Source organism: Arthrobacter sp. TmtSoilC77 (assembly GCF_059739415.1).
In genome coordinates this window covers 59,789-75,520 of record NZ_AP046050.1, presented here as the reverse complement: position 1 = coordinate 75,520, position 15,732 = coordinate 59,789, and the positions used below count along the sequence as shown (strand labels likewise).

Below are 15,732 nucleotides of genomic sequence, written 5' to 3'. Positions count from 1 at the left end.
ACGATAGTGTTGGAGCACCATGAGCGACTGGATCCTGTACGTGATTCTCGCTGGGGGCGTGGCCTTTGCCGTCTCCAGTTGGTGGGGTGTGCGCCGGTTGAGAGCCCGTCACATCAGGAGCGCGGTTCGGGAGGACACCCACAAGCCGGAGCCAGGGCACCAGAAGGTTGCGGTGATTCTCAACCCGGTGAAAAACAAGTCTCTCGAGGCCCGCCAAGCGATTATCGATGCCTGCGACCTCGCCGGTTGGGACAGCCCGAAGTTCTTTGAAACCACTGTGGAGGACCCTGGTTACGGGCAGTCGCGCCAAGCGCTGGAGTACGGGGCCGACGTCGTTCTTGCGTGCGGCGGCGACGGTACAGTGCGTGTGGTGGCTGAGTCGCTGGCGCATAAGGGCGTGGCGATGGGCCTCATTCCGCTGGGCACCGGCAACCTCCTGGCTCGCAACGTCGAACTGGACGTCACCGACATCGCCGACTGCATCCAGATCGCCCTCTTTGGGCACCAGCGTTTTATTGATACCGCAAGCATGGCCATAGACAACGGCATTACCGGAGAATCGTCCACCCACACGTTCCTTGTGATCGCCGGTATGGGCCTGGATGCCGAGGTTGTGGGCGATACCAAGGAAGACCTGAAGAAGACCGTGGGTTGGCTGGCCTATACAGAGGCCGGAGTCCGGCATCTGCCCGGCCGCCGCAAGCGTGTCACCATCACCATGGATGACCAGCCGGAACAGGCCCGGAAAATCCGGAGTGTGCTTTTCGCCAATTGCGGCCTGATTCCTGGCGGCATCGATTTCATTCCGGAAGCCATGATCGACGACGGCATGCTGGACATCGTCGTCATGAGCCCGCGCAGCGCGTTCGGATGGATCGCGATGTACGCGAAGATCCTGTTCAAGCACAAACGGAATTTGCCGGTGATGAATTTCTATCGCTCCGGCAAGGTCACCATCCGCAGCCAGGAACCCATGGCGACGCAACTCGACGGCGACCCCGCGGGCGAGGCCACGGAGGTCACCGTCCAGGTCCAGCCGGGTTCGCTATTGGTGCGGGTACCGAAAGCTCAAACCCTCTAGACTGCACCCTTTTCGGGTTGGGCCGCATTTGCTGCGGCTGCTTCGGCCGCCGCCTTCGCCGCGGCCCGGGCCTCGGCCTGCTCACGGATCATCGCTTGTTCTTCTTCAAAACGGAGTCGATCCGCGCGGTCAGCTTCGTCGCCGTCCCAGTCGTCCTTGTTCTCGCCGGAAGGCTTGGGATTGACGATCATGCCTTGGCCGTCTTTGTCGTCCCGGTGGACAGACATGACCGCTCCCTTCTTTTGGGCATTCATCCATCGTTTATGGATCAGGCAAGCATACGCACAGTTGCATCAACGCGAAAGGGGTTGAAGGTTCAATAATTTAGCGCCGGACCCAGCGCAGCCTAGCCCTTAAGAATCGATTGAACCCACGCATGAGCGGAGGCAAAGGCAGCGTCCGAAGTATGTGGGGCAACCACCGCAGCCTGCTTGTCGGCGCGCGCATATGAGCCAAGGAAACGGGTTGCCGGGCTGATTCTGTGGAGACCTGCCAAAGCATCAGCAACACGGGAATCCGACGCATGACCGTCGGCATCGATGCTGAAGAAATAGTGGCCAAGGTACTGGCCGGTGGGGCGCGATTCGATCCGGCTCAGGTTGACCCCCCGCGAAGCGAACTGGTCAAGGATTTCCATGAGGGCACCGGGGTGGTCCTCCGGCAGCGGGACAACAACCGTCGTCTTATCCGCACCCGTGCGTTCGGGCAAGGGACCCGGACGGCTCACCAGGATAAAGCGGGTGACTGCATCCGGGTTGTCGCCGATGTTTTCGGCCAGAACGTTAAGCCCAGGCTGCTCCCCCGCAATCAACGGTGCGCAAATGGCGGCGTCGTAATGGGCGTCTCCTTCCAGGAGTCCCATGGCCGCTGCCGCGGTAGAGGAACCGGGGACGTAATCCGCGTTCGGAATATTTTCCTCCACCCAGAGGCGGCATTGGGCCCATGCGTGGCCGTGTGTGGAGATGCGCTTTATGTTGGCAAGCACGACGCCGGGCCTCGCCACCAGCACGAACGTAATAGGCACCAGGGCCTCGCGGATGATCCGGAGTTCGGGGCCGGTGGCAATGGCATCCAGGGTCGCCGTCACGCCACCCTCCACCGAGTTTTCGATGGGAACCATGGCGGCGTCCGCCTCACCGTTGCGAACCCGCTCGAGCGCCGTGTTCACGTTGGTGCAAGGAATGCGGGAGGCATCAGCGGCGCCAGGGACCTGCATGAGGGCGGTCTCCGTGAACGTTCCCTCAGGGCCCAGGAACGTATAGGTCGGTGCTGACATTGAATATTCCTTGCTGGTTATATGCGCGGGTCGGGCTGCCGAAGGTTAGAGAACCACTGGCTTGAGACCGTTGTCCGACACCATTGGCCGGCCGGCTTCGAACCACATGTCCATCCCACCGGCCACGTTCACGGCTGAGTAGCCCTGGCCCACCAGCCACTGGACCACGCGGAAGGAACGGCCACCGGTACGGCAGATGACGAAGAGGTCGTCATCGGGATCAAGTTCATCCAAGCGGGCCGGCAGTTGGTCCATAGGGATATGCCGTGCGCCCTCAACGTGTCCGGCAACCCATTCATAGTCCTCGCGAACGTCCAGGATGCTGGCATCAGCCGGAATATCGCCCACAGGCACGGTTTCGAAGTCGCTCATGGCGGTTCCTTCCCATCGATTCAGATCATCATCCAGCCTAGTCGCAGCAGCCGCGAAGCGGGACGTCGCTTGCGCCCCGCGGTTGCGGCACTAAGACTGGGACGCAGAGACTCCCTTGAATCGGCTGTTAGGAGCAGGACCATGGCGGCTGGCCAACCCACCATCCTCGCAACATCCGGCGGTTACAAGCCTGGCAGCCGGACCCGCATCGAGTTCGACCACCTCATGCACTACGCCGTGGAGTTGTCCGGGGTAAGTGGGCGCGCACCCCGCGTGACCCATATCGGTACTGCATCAGGTGACCAACGCTGGTGGGCGGCAGAGATGGATCAGGCAGCCCGCATTGCCGGGTTTGATTTCGCTCATCTCAACCTCTTCACCATGCCCAATATTGAGGACCCTGAAGCGCATCTTCTGGAGCAGGACGTGGTGTGGGTCCACGGTGGTTCGGTGGTCAACCTGCTTGCCGTATGGCGGGCACACGGCCTGGATGGCATTTTGCGGAAGGCCTGGGAAAGCGGCGTGGTCCTGGCCGGGGTTTCCGCGGGTTCCATCTGTTGGTTCAAGGGCGGCGTGACGGATTCCTTCGGCCCTGAATTGCAGCCGGTGACCAATGCGCTTGGCTTCCTTCCCTACGCCAACGGCGTCCACTATGACTCCGAACCCCGCCGCGCTCCTGCCATCCACAAGCTCGTGGCCAACGGCACGCTGGGAGAGGCGCATTGCACGGACGACGGTGTGGGGCTGGTTTACCAGGGCACCGAGCTCGTGGAGGTAGTGTCCGAAGTAAAGAACAAGGCCGCTTTCCGGGTCACTGCAGGTGCTGGCGAGAGCGTGGACGCCATCGCTGTGGAGGAACGGTTGGAGTCTCGTTTCCTTGGTTGATCTTTCCCTGCAAGCCCTCAACGCTGTGGCGCTTCGGGATGCCCTCGCAACCGGCGAGCTGTCGGCAAGGGATGCCATCGGCCATTTCCTGTCCGTCATCGAGGCCCGCAACAGGCACTTGGGCGCCTTCATTACCATTACCGCAGAGCAAGCGATGGCCGACGCCGGCACGGCGGACAACCTGCATGCGCAGCTCTCCCGCGCGCACCGCCTTTCCGAGTTGCCCCTCCTGCACGGCATGCCCCTCGCTTTCAAAGACCTTACGGACGTAGCCGGCGTTCCCACCACCCACGGCAGCGCCGCCCTGGAGCACAAACCCGCACCTGAGGATGGCGCCCTCGCAGCCACCCTGAAGGGCCAAGGCGTCATCTCGCTGGGCAAAACCCAGGTTCCGGAGTTCGGGCTCACCGCGTACAGCGAAAACCGCATCGCACCGCCGTCGCGCAATCCCCACTCCTTAAGCCGAAGTTCCGGAGGGTCTTCGGGCGGAAGCGCAGCGGCCGTGGCGGCTGGCATGGTTCCTTTCGCTCCCGGGACGGACGGCGGCGGTTCCATTCGGATTCCGGCAGGCGCCTGTGGCCTGGTGGGGCTCAAGCCGGGGCGCGGCATGGTGCCATCCGGAGCAAACGCGGGTGACGCAGCTAAATTGGTGGTCGCCGGACCGCTGGCACGTACGGCGGCGGACGCTGCCCTGCTGATGGACGCGCTGGTCCCCCGCGAACAAGCGCCCGACGGCGGTTATCTCGCCAACGTTGGCCAGGCGCCAACGCCACTGAAAGTGGGCGTGAGCCTGGATAGCCCGTGGGCCGGAGTCTTCCCTTTCGAGGTGGAACAGGAAGCATTGGACGGCCTTGCGCGGGGAATCAAGCTGCTTGAAGAGGCCGGCCACCGCGTCGCGGAAGCGGAGATCCGCTACGACAACCGCTACCCGGAGGCGTTCACCGCAGCCTGGACTGCCGGCGTCGGGAGTGCCCGGATAGCACCCCAGCGCGAGGCGCTCCTGACCCCGCTCACCCGGACGTTCCGTCGTCGTGCGCAGCAGCGCAGCGCGTTGAAGGTCAATGAGGCCCTCGTTTTCCTGCGGCAGTTCGAGCACGACACGATCGCACAATATGCGCAGTGGGACGTCATCCTCATGCCCACGCTGGCTCAGACACCACGCCCGATCGGCTGGTTCACGGGCGGCGGCCACAGCAGTGAGCCCTGGCCCAGCGAATGGGCGGGCGACGCAGACGAGGATTACAGAAGACAATGCGAGTACGCGCCTTGGTCCTCCATGGTCAATGTGTGTGGATTGCCGGCGATCAGCATCCCCGTCCATGTGACAACCAGTGGCCTTCCGATGGGCATCCAGGTGATCGGTAAACCTGGATCTGAGCTGCAGCTTCTTCAGCTCGCGGCGGTTTTGGAGGCCTTTCAGTAAGCGGGCTTGGATGGTTGTCTACCATATGGAAAGTGGTTGCCATGGGCATCCATCGATGTGACAATGCCCGCAGTCAATGCCAGCATTGAGGAAATGAGCACACCTCTAACCACGGCTACGCCCCAAAAACCATCGGGCGATACGTCATTCTTCGGCCACCCAAAGATGCTGGCCAGCCTCTTCTCCGTGGAGATGTGGGAGCGATTCTCCTTCTACGGCATGCAGGGCATCCTGCTTTACTACATGTACTTCAGCGCCGAGCAGGGCGGGTTGTCGATCGACAAGGGCCTCGCCGCTGGCTTGGTTGGCGCTTATGGTGGTGGCGTCTACCTGTCCACCATCCTGGGCGCATGGCTCGCAGACCGTATCTTCGGTTCCGAAAAGGTCCTCTTCGGCTCGGCCCTCATGATCATGGCGGGCCACATTGCCTTGGCTCTCCTGCCCGGTATTCCCGGACTGATCGCCGGCCTTGTTTTGGTGGGCATCGGATCCGGCGGCCTGAAAGCCAATGCCACCGCGCTGGTTGGCAGCCTGTACGGCGAGAAGGACGAACGCCGCGACGCCGGCTTCTCCATCTTCTACATGGGCATCAACATTGGAGGACTCATCGGCCCCCTGGTCACAGGCTGGCTCCAGGAGAGCAACGGCTTCCACTGGGGCTTCGGCGCAGCAGCCGTGGGCATGGCGATCGGGCTTGTCATCTACTCGCTGGGCCGCAGCAAGCTCCCCGAGGAAGCCCACCGGGTTCCCAACCCGCTCCCGGCTGCTGACCGCACACGGTATGGGCTGATTTTCCTGGGCATCCTCGTGATCATAGGAGTACTGCTCGGCACGGGCACGGTTAACGCCGACAACCTGGCTCGCAGCATGGCTTACGCTGCCATCGGCGCCTCAGTGATCTACCTTTTCCTGATCTTCCGCAGCGCCAAAGTCACAGGCCTGGAGCGCAAACGCGTGCTGGCGTTCATCCCGCTGTACATCGCATCGGCCGCCTTCTGGGCGCTGTTCCAGCAGCAGTTCACCTTCATTGCGGTGTACTCCGAAGAGAAACTGGATCGCAACCTGTTCGGCTGGGAAATGCCGGCGGCCTGGGTCCAGTCCATCAACCCGGTGTTCATCATCATCTTCGCCGGCGTCATGGCTGCCCTGTGGACCAAGTTGGGCACCAAACAGCCAAGTTCCCCGCTGAAATTCTCGGCAGGCCTGCTCATCATGGGGCTGGCCTTCCTCTGCTTCATCCCGCTGGCTGGCGACGGCAAGACCCCGCTGCTGGCGCTTGTGGGAATCCTGTTCCTCTTTACCCTGGCTGAACTCTTCCTCTCCCCCATTGGCCTGTCCGTGAGCACCAAGCTCGCCCCGCAGGCCTTCCACACCCAAATGGTGGCGCTGTTCTTCCTGTCCGTCTCACTGGGCACCACGCTGGCAGGCATCCTTGCCGGCCTCTACAACCCCGACGACGAACTCCCGTACTTCCTGGGCATTGGCGGCGTGGCTGTGGTGTTGGCTATGGCACTCGCTGCTGGATCCCCGGCTATCAAGAAGCTGATGGGCGGCGTGCGGTAGCTGGCGGCGGGTGACCGATCCAGTTTGCGCTTAACAACGACGGCGGCCCTTACCTTCGGTGGGAATCCCACCTAACGTAAGGGTCGCCGTCGTACGCGTTTGCTTGGTAGCGGCAGCTGCTGCCTAGTAGTTATACCTGCTAGTAGTTGTACCTGCTGGAAGCCCCGATCGCAGCAAAGAAGAAGATCAAGACGACCACCGTGATCGCCACGCCGACGTAACCCATGATCAGGCCGGCAATCGCCATGCCCTTGCCCGCCGGTTCGCGGTTGAGGGCAAGGTGGCCAAGGATCACAGCTGCGATCTGCGGCAGGATGAAGAACCCAAAGCCAACAAACGTGGCAATGCCGCAGCACATGCTAGCGATGCTCAGGCCCTTGGGCTGCGTGGGCATGGCGTAATACGCGGGCTGGCCGTAAGGGTTCTGCTGGCCATAGGGCTGCTGCTGGTACGGGCTCTGGTTGTACTGGCCTTGGTTGTATTGGCTCTGGTTATAGGGGCTGGGGGGCTGGCCATACGGCGATGGGCCCGGCTGGCTGTAATCACCGGGCGTGTACGAGCCCTGGCTGGCTGCGCCCTGATTGGCGCCGCTCTGGCCGCCGCCGCTCTGGCTTGTGGGCGGCAGCGGCTGCGTGTAGAAGTCGTCCTGGCCCTGGGCGTTCTGCGTGTAGGCGCCCTGATCGTACGGCGGAAGCGGCTGCGTCTGTGAGGTCTGCTCCGGCGCGCTGAATTCGGCCGGCGGGATGTACTGCGGCGGTTCGTAGCCCGCCGGTTTGTCCTCGTTGCCCTTGGATGGTTGATCTGACATGGGAATCCCCCTCGCTAAGTCCTTGTTTCCCACCCTACCGCCGCCACGTGCGCCGCATAAGGCGACCCGCTTTCCGGTTCCGCCCAGTGTCGGGGCAGGCGTCCCAGGGTGTGGGACGGGCGACCGGGGCGGAATCCTCCCACTAAAGCCGCCGCTCGTAAACGCGAGGTAAATCTTTGGCTCATCCGGCGCCACATCGCCGCCATTCTGCGTCACAGGGGCCGGATCGCGGGACATTTCCTGTCAGGGGGCGCGGTGGTCTGGCATGCTGGACGACATGGCTAGCCGAGCGGGCACAGTTGCCCTTCCCCAGGACCTTGTTGACATCACAGCCCTGCTGGACGCGTACTTCGACGTCACCCCTGATTTGGGCGATCCCGCGCAACGCGTAGCGTTTGGAACGTCGGGCCACCGCGGATCCAGCTTGAAGTCGTCGTTTAACGAGCCGCACATCCTCGCGATCACGCAGGCAATCGTTGAATACCGTGGCCGCCAGGGCATCACCGGGCCGCTATTCATCGGGCGCGACACCCACGCCCTGAGCGAGCCCGCGCAGAACTCCGCGCTGGAGGTACTGGCCGCCAACGGCGTGACCGTCCTGGTGGACGCCCGCCACGGTTACACCCCGACGCCGGCGCTGAGCCACGCAATCCTCAAGTACAACCGCGAAGCCGCGCCGGGCACACCCCAGGCTGATGGCATCGTGGTCACTCCGAGCCACAACCCGCCCGGCGACGGTGGTTTCAAGTACAACCCCCCGCACGGCGGACCGGCCGACACCGACGCCACAGGATGGATCGCCGAGCGCGCCAACCAGCTCCTTGAGAACGGCCTCCGCGGCGTCAAGCGCATTCCGTTGAACGATGCTTTGAACGCAGAAACCACCGGAAAGTTCGACTTCCTCAGCAGCTATGTTGATGATCTCCCATCCGTCCTGGACCTTGACGCCATCCGCAACGCCGGTGTCCGCATCGGCGCCGATCCCATGGGCGGTGCGTCCGTTGACTACTGGGGCGAGATCGGTGAACGCCACCAGCTCAACCTGACGGTCGTGAACCCCACCGTCGACCCGCAGTGGGCTTTCATGACCCTGGACTGGGACGAGAAGATCCGCATGGACTGCTCCTCGCCTTCCGCGATGGCCTCACTCATCAAGCGCATGTCACTGGGTGCGGATGGTACCGCCGCCTACGACGTCGCCACGGGTAACGACGCCGACGCCGACCGCCACGGCATCGTCACGCCGGACGGTGGACTCATGAACCCGAACCACTACCTCGCCGTCGCCATCGATTACTTGTACCGCAACCGCAGCGGCTGGAATCCCGAATCCGTGGTCGGCAAGACGCTGGTTTCGTCCTCGATCATCGACCGCGTAGCTGCAGGGCTCGGCCGCAAGCTGGTTGAAGTTCCCGTCGGCTTCAAGTGGTTCGTGCCGGGCCTGCTCTCCGGCGAGGGCGCGTTCGGTGGCGAGGAATCGGCCGGCGCCTCCTTTAACAAGCGCGACGGCAGTGTGTGGACCACGGACAAAGACGGCATCCTCTTGGCCCTGCTGGCCTCGGAAATCACGGCTGTCACAGGTAAATCCCCGTCGCAGCTGTACAAGGGACTCACGGACCAGTTCGGCGCACCCGTCTACGCCCGAATCGATGCCGCTGCCACGCGCGAGCAGAAGGCCAAGCTGGGTAAGCTCTCCGCCGCGGACGTCACCGCTACTTCCCTTGCCGGCGAAGACATCACCGCCAAGCTCACGGAAGCCCCCGGCAATGGAGCTTCAATCGGCGGCCTGAAGGTTGTTACCGAGAACGCATGGTTTGCGGCCCGCCCCTCCGGCACCGAGGACGTCTACAAGATCTACGCCGAGTCCTTCAAGGGCGCAGATCACCTGGCCAAGGTGCAGGAGGAAGCCAAGGCTTTGGTGGATGGGGTAATTGCGTAGCCTCTGATTCACGTCCTTAGGCGGGTTATAGGACAAAACGTGTGTAAATCCCGGGTGTGTCATGTGCGTCCGGCCCAGCCTTTGCGGTCCCAGAGGCCTTCCTCGGCGCTGAGTCCGGTGCTGTAGAGCTCGGGCCCGGGTTCCTGCTCGATCGGGGTCCTGGTTTCGGTCTTGGCCGGGTGGTGGTGCTGGGCTTTGATGAGTTTCGCCGGTGGCAGGGGCTGTTCGCTGTGGAGGTAGAGGTACCACTCGATCGCCCGTTTGCGGTGCTCTTCGCTCATGCCCCGGTGGGCCCGCAGCAGTAACCGGAGTTGGGCGTTGGTGCCGCCTTCAATGCGGTTGGTGGTCGAGGCGATCTGGAGGCCGGCGAACTCGGCGCGCAGGTAGGTGAAAAGTGTCCCGGCCTGGCTGAGCCGTTCCAACAGCCGGTAGGCCTTACGGAGCCTGTCGTGGGTGTACCACCAGGTTTGATTCGCCCTGACCCACCCGGGCACAACGGCGCTGCCGTTGCGATAGGTGCGGGCTTTGACCAGGTTCCCGTAGCTCTGGTGCCAGTCATGGAGCCCGCCCAGCCACGCGGCGGCTTCGGCCGCGGTGGTGATCCTCGTTAGGGCGCGCCCGAGCCGCAGCAACGCCTTGCCCGCCTCAGTCCTGGGCCGGCCGGTCAGGTAGGTGCGGACGTTGCGTTGGACGTGGACCAGGCACCGCTGAACCGCGGTCTCACTCCAGCACTCGGACAGGGCCGCTGCGATGCCGGAGCCACCATCGGTGACCACGACGGTGGGGGCGGGGAACCGTGCGAGCAGGGCAGCCCACGCGGCCTTCTTCTCGGTATCGCACCACTGCCAACCCAGCACGTAATCCCCGGCCACAGCGATCAAACAGCACCACGAGCCCACATAAATCCCGTCGACCTGGACCTGGTCATGGACCTCGCCCGTGGCCGGAATCTTCGGGGCGATGTTCCAGCACCACCCTGTTCGGCGCCGGAAGGAACGGGCGGTGCCGAACGAGGTTGCCGCGGACTGGTTTGACGTGCCCAGCAGCCAGCCCAGGAACGCATCCAATTCAGCCCGGCGGCTCACATCGGGACGTTCACCCGAGCGGCTCGCCCCGCACTCCAGGCACCGGTACCGCTGCTTCCCGGCAGCTGTTTTCCCGTTCCGAACCAGCCCGCGACCACAAATCAAACACTCCGGAGATATGCAAGCACCCCAGCCACCCTAAGCTTCAAAAGCTTAGCTAACCCGGATTTCCCCCGCGATCACTGGAATGCAAGCCCCTCCCATACACACGTTTTGTCCTATAACCCCCTTAGGCGGTTTGCGAGTCCTCAGCTTCTGCGGCGTCCTGCGTCCAGAGCCTGAGGATGCGTCGGATGGTGTGGTTGCCTTCCGGCGCCATGTCCACCAGTGCCACTTGGTCAAGCACGACGACGTCTCCCGGCTTTGGGCGCTTGCCGTCGTGATGCGAGATGTGCGGCCGGTAGCGTTCGAGGACGTAGTTCGGCGTAGCGATGCGCCCGCCCACGCTGACCACGGCGTCGAAAAGTTCCTCGTGCAGGCCCTGGAGCAGCGGGTTTTGTTCCACCAAGCTCACGGGAATCGACCCCATGTGGCCGAAGCCCGCTTCTTCGCCAATGATCAGTGGCGTTCCGAGCGCTCCCTGGACGGGTGCTTCGGCCAAGTCAGCGAGGACATTGGCGACGTCGGCACTCACGTCAGTTCCGACGTCGAACCTTAACAACGTGATGTGAAGCGGCCAGTCGCTGCGCGGAAATACCAGCCCTGGCCGCACGGGCTCCGTAAATGCCACCCAGATGAGGTTCCGCATAGGCATAGTTTGCCACTCAGCGGGTCAGAACTGACGGGATCTGCGAGAGGGATGCCGAAAAAGCCGCAGGAAGTGAGAGAACATCCAAACCCCCCGGATCCTCGCTCACATCGTGGCCATTAAACGCCGATGCTCTCGCACATCACAGCCTGCGAGAGCATCGGCGGAACAGCAGGAAAGACTAAACGGTACGAACAACCTCTTCGTATGCGAACTTCGGCTTTGCTTCGCCCCAGGCGTCCGGGCCGGGCTGGCCGATGTTGACCACCAGGAAGCTCTTCTGGTCGCCGGCAGGGAAGAACTCGGCGTCAATGGCAGCGAAATCAGCGCCGGTCATCGGGCCGGCCGCAAAACCGAGCGAGCGCACGGCGAGAATGAAGTAGCCGGCCTGCAGGTGGGCGTTGTTGTTGCCAGTGGTTGCGGCGAAGGCGGGGTCGGCATCGTACATGGCCTTGGGGGCGCCGTAGGCGGGGAGGAACTTGTCCCACTGACCCTGCCAATCGGTGTCGTAGGACAGGATGGCGACCAGCGGAGCCGAGGCGGTCTTGGCCTGGTTGCCCTTGGAGAGCGCGTCAACCAGTTTGGCGCGGGCCTCGTCCGAGCGGACGTAGGTCACGCGGAGGGGCTGGGAGTTGAAGGCGGTGGGGCCAAACTTGGTGAGCTCGTAGATGGCGCGGGCCTGCTCGTCGGTGACCTCACCGGCAAAGCTGTTCGCGGTACGGGCTTCGGCAAAAATGGCGTCGACTGCTGCGGCGTCAATGACTGCTTCTTCGTGGGCGATCGTCATTCGTGAACCTTTCGCTGGGCCCTTGCCTTGGGGGCGGCTGGGCACTTCTGCTTTCCATGGTTGCAACTTCAAGTTCCCTTGTCCTCTTCCCATGACGGCCCGTGACGTTGCGCACAGTGCATGACTCCGCGTGTCTGATTCATTGCGTTGCGAGGCCCGTTTTGCGCCCCATTTAGCGCGCGAGGCACGTAGAGCGGGCCCCACAATGGCGGTAATGTTGCACCGAATCCCAAATACTCTTCTGAGGAAGGCCCCGCCATGAGCATGCTCGGCACCAAATGGAAGCTCCACGGCAACGGGAAGTCCATCCGGCCCGGCCACGTAGTCTCCCCCGATGAGCGGCTTGCCTGGCCCCTCACTATTGGCATCGGCATGCAGCACGTCGTGGCGATGTTCGGCGCGACGTTCCTGGTTCCGATCATTACCGGCATGCCGCCCGCCACCACCTTGCTCTTCTCAGGCCTTGGCACGCTGCTTTTCCTCATCATCACCAAGGGCCGCGTGCCCAGCTACCTGGGTTCGAGCTTCGCGTTCATCGCACCGATCCTGGCGTCGCAGCAGCAGTACGGCGTTAGTGGCGCGCTGGGCGGCGTGGTGCTTGCCGGCGTCGTGCTGGCGCTTATTGGGGCGATCGTCCAGAAGTTTGGTGCCGAATGGATCAACCGGCTCATGCCGCCGATCGTCACCGGTGCGATTGTGGCGTTGATCGGCCTGAACCTCGCGCCTGCAGCGAAGAACAACTTCGACGCCGCGCCGGTCACCGCGCTGGTAACCCTGGTGACGATCATCCTGGTCAGCGTCCTCTTCCGCGGAATCCTGGGGCGCCTAAGCATCCTGGTGGGTGTTGTGGTGGGTTATCTCGTGGCGATGATGCGCGGCGAGGTCAGCTACGAAAAGATGGACGCGGCCGCGTGGGTGGGCCTGCCCCTGTTCCAGACGCCCGAGTTCCACATCGGCGTTGTGGGCTTGTTCGTGCCGGTGGTGCTGGTGCTGGTGGCCGAGAACGTGGGCCACGTAAAGTCGGTGGCCGCGATGACCGGTCGAAACCTCGACGGCGTCTCCGGCCGAGCGCTGATGGCTGACGGCGCCGCAACGGTACTTGCCGGCCTCGGCGGCGGTTCCGGTACGACAACCTACGCGGAGAACATTGGCGTCATGGCCGCGACCAAGGTCTACTCGACGGCGGCCTACTGGGTGGCGGGTATCTTCGCCATCCTGCTGAGCTTCTCCCCGAAATTCGGCGAACTGATCGCGACCGTCCCACCCGGCGTACTCGGCGGCGCCGCGACCATGCTGTACGGCATGATCGGCGTGCTCGGCGTGAAGATCTGGGTCCAGAACAAGGTCAACTTCTCCAATCCGATCAACCTGACGACCGCCGCTGTTGCCCTGATTATCGGTATTGCGGATTACACGTGGACTATTGGCGAGCTGAAGTTCACGGGCATTGCTTTGGGGTCTGCTGCGGCGCTGGTGATTTACCACGGCATGAAGGGCCTGGCCCGTTGGCGCGGGACCGTGGCTGAACCGGAAATGGAGACGGCGGGGCTGCCGCCTGCGGTCAAGTCGGCTATGAATGCGGCGGCTAAGAGGACGGGGAAGAAGAAATAGGGGGTTAGGCCGCCCCGGCGTCCTCCTCTACCTCAGCCTCCCACCGCAACAAGTCCCCCGGCTGGCATTCAAGGACTTCGCAGAGCGCTTCCAGGGTGGTAAACCGCACCGCCTTTGCCCGCCCGTTCTTCAGCACAGCGAGATTGGCCGGCGTAATCCCAACTTTCTCCGCAAGCACGCCCACGGGCATCTTCCGCTTGGCCAGCATGACGTCGATGTCCACGATGATGGGCATCAGATCACCTCGTCGAGCTCGGAGCGCAAGCGGGCAGCTTCGACGTCGCGGTCAACGGCCTGGGCAAGCAACGCCCGCAGCACCAGCACGAGAAGTGCCACGCCGCCAATCATCAGCGCAGCCCCGCAAATCAACAGCACAATCCCGGGGGCAATATCGCCCGGAGCCAAGATCACCGCGATGCCGAACATCAACACAGCAGCAACGGAAACAGCCCCGAAGATGACGTCCACGAACCGGAAGGCTGCATGGCAAAAGACCGTTCCGCGGCGCACCATCGTGAGCAGACGCCATACGCAGACGGCAACAACCTGCACACAGAGAATCCCCAGGACCACGATCACCAACAGCGCGATCCGTGGACCGTCAGGGGCGCCAGCCTCAACGAGGTCGGCCGAGAACAAGGGCACCATCCACACTTGAACGAAAAGTGAGCCCGCCAAAACCATCGCGATCACAACCCGCAGTGCAAGGATTGCCAGCTTTCCCATCGAGCCTCCTTTATCGATCAACAATATGATTCTATCGATATTCGATCATCAATCAATCGCTCCAGCGGCAAAATTAATACTCAGCTTGCTTACTAAAATGACCTTCCCTAGGCTTGAACAGGTCAGACAAACAACTCTCACAGCGGCGGCCCGCGCTCAAAAAGCAATCCGCCGCGCAATGGAGGAGGAACAATGTCAGAACACACCATCACAGGCAAGAAGGTCGCATTTCTGTTGACGGACGGCGTGGAGCAGGTCGAACTCACCAGCCCCTGGCAAGCCGTGAAGGACGCGGGCGGCCAGCCAACGCTCGTGGCACTTTCAAAGGGAAAGCTGCAGGGATTCAACGGCGTGGAAAAGGGTGACACCTTCGACGTCGATCTCGCAGTAGCCGATGCCAACGCATCGGACTTTGACGCCCTGGTACTCCCCGGCGGCGTGGTAAACGCCGATCACCTCCGCGTGGACAAGGATGCCCAGAACTTCACGCGGGCTTTCTTCGAGCAGCACAAGCCAGTGGCCTCCATCTGCCACGGACCGTGGATCCTGATCGATGCGGGCGTGGTCAAGGGCCGCAACGTCACCTCGTACCACACGCTACAAACCGACCTGAAGAACGCAGGCGCCAACTGGACCGATGAAGAAGTCGTCGTGGACCAAGGCCTTGTCACCAGCCGGAACCCGGACGACCTCCCGGCGTTCAACAGCAAGGTAGTAGAGGAAATCTCCGAGGGCCAGCACGCTGGCCAAACCGCTTAGCGCCACACTCCCGAGGACTTCCCAAGCACGACGTCACAACATAGCGTGATGCCTGACAACCCTTTGGAGGCACGTATGCGAAAAGTTACCGCCGGACTGTTCCACTCCGTGGATGGCGTAGTTCAGGACCCGTTCAAGTTCCAGTTCGACAGCTTCGACGACGAGCTGGGCAAGGGCCTGACCAAGATGATCAACACCGTGGATACGGTGGTTCTGGGCCGCGTCAGCTACCAGGAGTGGGCCGGATATTGGCCGAATGCGTCGCAGGACGAAGACTTTGCCGCCTTCATCAACCCCGTGGAGAAGTTCGTCGCATCCCGCACTCTCTCCGAGCCTCTCGAATGGGAAAACTCGCACCTCATCGATGGGCCGCTGGAGCAGTTCATCACTGACCTGAAAGGGCGAGACGGCGGAGAGATCGCAGTCTGCGGCAGCATCTCCGTGGTACGCCAACTGCTGTTCGCAGGGATCCTGGACGAGTTGACGCTCATGACACACCCCGTGGTGGCAGGCAGCGGCCGGCGGCTTTTCGAGGACGGCGACCCCCTGAACAGGCTCGTCCTCGAGGACCAGTACGCCACGAGCAAGGGCAACGTTGTGAGCACGTACAGCCTGCGAAGGGATTGACCCGCTGCTGTCGTAACGAGACGACGGAACCCCCGCGGCAGG

Annotated in this window: 17 protein-coding genes; 8 read left to right on the top strand and 9 right to left on the bottom strand. The window is 62.8% G+C overall.

The window, feature by feature from the left end; all coding sequences use genetic code 11:
- Positions 1–19 precede the first annotated feature (19 nt).
- On the top strand, positions 20–1,081 hold the full coding sequence (locus tag AC6I99_RS00390; protein ID WP_224094573.1) for a diacylglycerol/lipid kinase family protein: 1,062 nt from the start codon (positions 20–22) through the stop codon (positions 1,079–1,081).
- On the opposite strand, the gene AC6I99_RS00385 is transcribed toward AC6I99_RS00390, so the two are convergent.
- From AC6I99_RS00385 to AC6I99_RS00375, 3 genes are all read right to left on the bottom strand, one after another.
- Positions 1,078–1,308: a hypothetical protein gene (locus tag AC6I99_RS00385; RefSeq protein WP_216924263.1), complete on the bottom strand. Its 231-nt coding sequence runs from the start codon at positions 1,306–1,308 to the stop codon at positions 1,078–1,080. The two genes, AC6I99_RS00390 and AC6I99_RS00385, sit on opposite strands and share 4 nt — an antisense overlap.
- Before the next feature lie 119 nt (positions 1,309–1,427).
- Entirely contained in the window at positions 1,428–2,357 is a 930-nt protein-coding gene (gene pheA, locus AC6I99_RS00380; protein WP_224165981.1) for a prephenate dehydratase, read from the bottom strand.
- A gap of 45 nt (positions 2,358–2,402) precedes the next feature.
- Entirely contained in the window at positions 2,403–2,729 is a 327-nt protein-coding gene (locus AC6I99_RS00375; protein WP_224094571.1) for a rhodanese-like domain-containing protein, read from the bottom strand.
- 141 nt (positions 2,730–2,870) lie between these two features.
- Here AC6I99_RS00375 and AC6I99_RS00370 point away from each other — a divergent pair, with 141 nt between their 5' ends.
- The 3 genes from AC6I99_RS00370 to AC6I99_RS00360 all read left to right on the top strand — a co-directional run bounded on the left by AC6I99_RS00370 (position 2,871) and on the right by AC6I99_RS00360 (position 6,600).
- Positions 2,871–3,614, top strand: a complete 744-nt coding sequence (locus tag AC6I99_RS00370; RefSeq protein ID WP_497959761.1) for a Type 1 glutamine amidotransferase-like domain-containing protein — start codon at positions 2,871–2,873, stop codon at positions 3,612–3,614.
- A complete protein-coding gene (locus tag AC6I99_RS00365) occupies positions 3,607–5,037 on the top strand; it encodes an amidase (protein ID WP_497959759.1) in 1,431 nt (476 codons plus the stop codon). The genes AC6I99_RS00370 and AC6I99_RS00365 overlap by 8 nt, the downstream gene beginning before the upstream one ends.
- 63 nt (positions 5,038–5,100) lie before the next feature.
- Entirely contained in the window at positions 5,101–6,600 is a 1,500-nt protein-coding gene (locus AC6I99_RS00360; RefSeq protein WP_224167605.1) for a peptide MFS transporter, read from the top strand.
- Between the two features lie 139 nt (positions 6,601–6,739).
- On the opposite strand, the gene AC6I99_RS00355 is transcribed toward AC6I99_RS00360, so the two are convergent.
- Positions 6,740–7,408: a DUF4190 domain-containing protein gene (locus tag AC6I99_RS00355; protein ID WP_497959758.1), complete on the bottom strand. Its 669-nt coding sequence runs from the start codon at positions 7,406–7,408 to the stop codon at positions 6,740–6,742.
- A 277-nt stretch (positions 7,409–7,685) separates the two neighbouring features.
- Between AC6I99_RS00355 and pgm the strand changes: the two genes are divergently transcribed.
- Positions 7,686–9,347, top strand: a complete 1,662-nt coding sequence (gene pgm / locus AC6I99_RS00350; RefSeq protein WP_224094566.1) for a phosphoglucomutase (alpha-D-glucose-1,6-bisphosphate-dependent) — start codon at positions 7,686–7,688, stop codon at positions 9,345–9,347.
- Positions 9,348–9,406: 59 nt separating this feature from the next.
- Here pgm and AC6I99_RS00345 read toward each other — a convergent pair whose 3' ends face one another.
- From AC6I99_RS00345 to AC6I99_RS00335, 3 genes are all read right to left on the bottom strand, one after another.
- The gene (locus AC6I99_RS00345; RefSeq protein ID WP_497943933.1) at positions 9,407–10,537 is read right to left on the bottom strand and encodes an IS1249 family transposase; all 1,131 of its coding nucleotides are present in this window, start codon (positions 10,535–10,537) and stop codon (positions 9,407–9,409) included.
- Positions 10,538–10,661: 124 nt separating this feature from the next.
- Positions 10,662–11,180, bottom strand: a complete 519-nt coding sequence (locus tag AC6I99_RS00340; protein ID WP_224094564.1) for a 2'-5' RNA ligase family protein — start codon at positions 11,178–11,180, stop codon at positions 10,662–10,664.
- 181 nt (positions 11,181–11,361) lie between these two features.
- Positions 11,362–11,967 (bottom strand): malonic semialdehyde reductase, encoded by a 606-nt coding sequence (locus tag AC6I99_RS00335; RefSeq protein ID WP_224094562.1) that lies wholly within the window; start codon positions 11,965–11,967, stop codon positions 11,362–11,364.
- A 258-nt stretch (positions 11,968–12,225) separates the two neighbouring features.
- Here AC6I99_RS00335 and AC6I99_RS00330 point away from each other — a divergent pair, with 258 nt between their 5' ends.
- The gene (locus AC6I99_RS00330; RefSeq protein ID WP_497959755.1) at positions 12,226–13,578 is read left to right on the top strand and encodes a uracil-xanthine permease family protein; all 1,353 of its coding nucleotides are present in this window, start codon (positions 12,226–12,228) and stop codon (positions 13,576–13,578) included.
- Between the two features lie 4 nt (positions 13,579–13,582).
- Here the strand turns inward: AC6I99_RS00330 and AC6I99_RS00325 are convergent, their stop codons facing one another.
- Both AC6I99_RS00325 and AC6I99_RS00320 read right to left on the bottom strand, forming a co-directional pair.
- Complete coding sequence (locus AC6I99_RS00325; protein ID WP_224165974.1) at positions 13,583–13,813, bottom strand: helix-turn-helix domain-containing protein; 231 nt, start codon at positions 13,811–13,813, stop codon at positions 13,583–13,585.
- Positions 13,813–14,304: a DUF2975 domain-containing protein gene (locus tag AC6I99_RS00320; protein WP_497959754.1), complete on the bottom strand. Its 492-nt coding sequence runs from the start codon at positions 14,302–14,304 to the stop codon at positions 13,813–13,815. The genes AC6I99_RS00325 and AC6I99_RS00320 overlap by 1 nt, the downstream gene beginning before the upstream one ends.
- A 192-nt stretch (positions 14,305–14,496) precedes the next feature.
- Here AC6I99_RS00320 and AC6I99_RS00315 point away from each other — a divergent pair, with 192 nt between their 5' ends.
- Both AC6I99_RS00315 and AC6I99_RS00310 read left to right on the top strand, forming a co-directional pair.
- Positions 14,497–15,063, top strand: a complete 567-nt coding sequence (locus AC6I99_RS00315) for a type 1 glutamine amidotransferase domain-containing protein (protein ID WP_224094558.1) — start codon at positions 14,497–14,499, stop codon at positions 15,061–15,063.
- 75 nt (positions 15,064–15,138) lie between these two features.
- A complete protein-coding gene (locus tag AC6I99_RS00310) occupies positions 15,139–15,690 on the top strand; it encodes a dihydrofolate reductase family protein (protein ID WP_224165972.1) in 552 nt (183 codons plus the stop codon).
- The last annotated feature ends 42 nt before the right edge of the window (positions 15,691–15,732 follow it).

What these genes read in the sequence shown, in the direction of transcription:
- AC6I99_RS00390 (WP_224094573.1), top strand. Translation starts at nt 20, where the DNA reads ATGAGCGACTGGATCCTGTACGTGATTCTCGCTGGGGGCGTGGCCTTT.
- AC6I99_RS00385 (WP_216924263.1), bottom strand. Translation starts at nt 1,308, where the DNA reads ATGTCTGTCCACCGGGACGACAAAGACGGCCAAGGCATGATCGTCAAT.
- pheA (WP_224165981.1), bottom strand. Translation starts at nt 2,357, where the DNA reads ATGTCAGCACCGACCTATACGTTCCTGGGCCCTGAGGGAACGTTCACG.
- AC6I99_RS00375 (WP_224094571.1), bottom strand. Translation starts at nt 2,729, where the DNA reads ATGAGCGACTTCGAAACCGTGCCTGTGGGCGATATTCCGGCTGATGCC.
- AC6I99_RS00370 (WP_497959761.1), top strand. Translation starts at nt 2,871, where the DNA reads ATGGCGGCTGGCCAACCCACCATCCTCGCAACATCCGGCGGTTACAAG.
- AC6I99_RS00360 (WP_224167605.1), top strand. Translation starts at nt 5,101, where the DNA reads ATGCCCGCAGTCAATGCCAGCATTGAGGAAATGAGCACACCTCTAACC.
- AC6I99_RS00355 (WP_497959758.1), bottom strand. Translation starts at nt 7,408, where the DNA reads ATGTCAGATCAACCATCCAAGGGCAACGAGGACAAACCGGCGGGCTAC.
- pgm (WP_224094566.1), top strand. Translation starts at nt 7,686, where the DNA reads ATGGCTAGCCGAGCGGGCACAGTTGCCCTTCCCCAGGACCTTGTTGAC.
- AC6I99_RS00340 (WP_224094564.1), bottom strand. Translation starts at nt 11,180, where the DNA reads ATGCGGAACCTCATCTGGGTGGCATTTACGGAGCCCGTGCGGCCAGGG.
- AC6I99_RS00335 (WP_224094562.1), bottom strand. Translation starts at nt 11,967, where the DNA reads ATGACGATCGCCCACGAAGAAGCAGTCATTGACGCCGCAGCAGTCGAC.
- AC6I99_RS00330 (WP_497959755.1), top strand. Translation starts at nt 12,226, where the DNA reads ATGAGCATGCTCGGCACCAAATGGAAGCTCCACGGCAACGGGAAGTCC.
- AC6I99_RS00325 (WP_224165974.1), bottom strand. Translation starts at nt 13,813, where the DNA reads ATGCCCATCATCGTGGACATCGACGTCATGCTGGCCAAGCGGAAGATG.
- AC6I99_RS00320 (WP_497959754.1), bottom strand. Translation starts at nt 14,304, where the DNA reads ATGGGAAAGCTGGCAATCCTTGCACTGCGGGTTGTGATCGCGATGGTT.
- AC6I99_RS00315 (WP_224094558.1), top strand. Translation starts at nt 14,497, where the DNA reads ATGTCAGAACACACCATCACAGGCAAGAAGGTCGCATTTCTGTTGACG.
- AC6I99_RS00310 (WP_224165972.1), top strand. Translation starts at nt 15,139, where the DNA reads ATGCGAAAAGTTACCGCCGGACTGTTCCACTCCGTGGATGGCGTAGTT.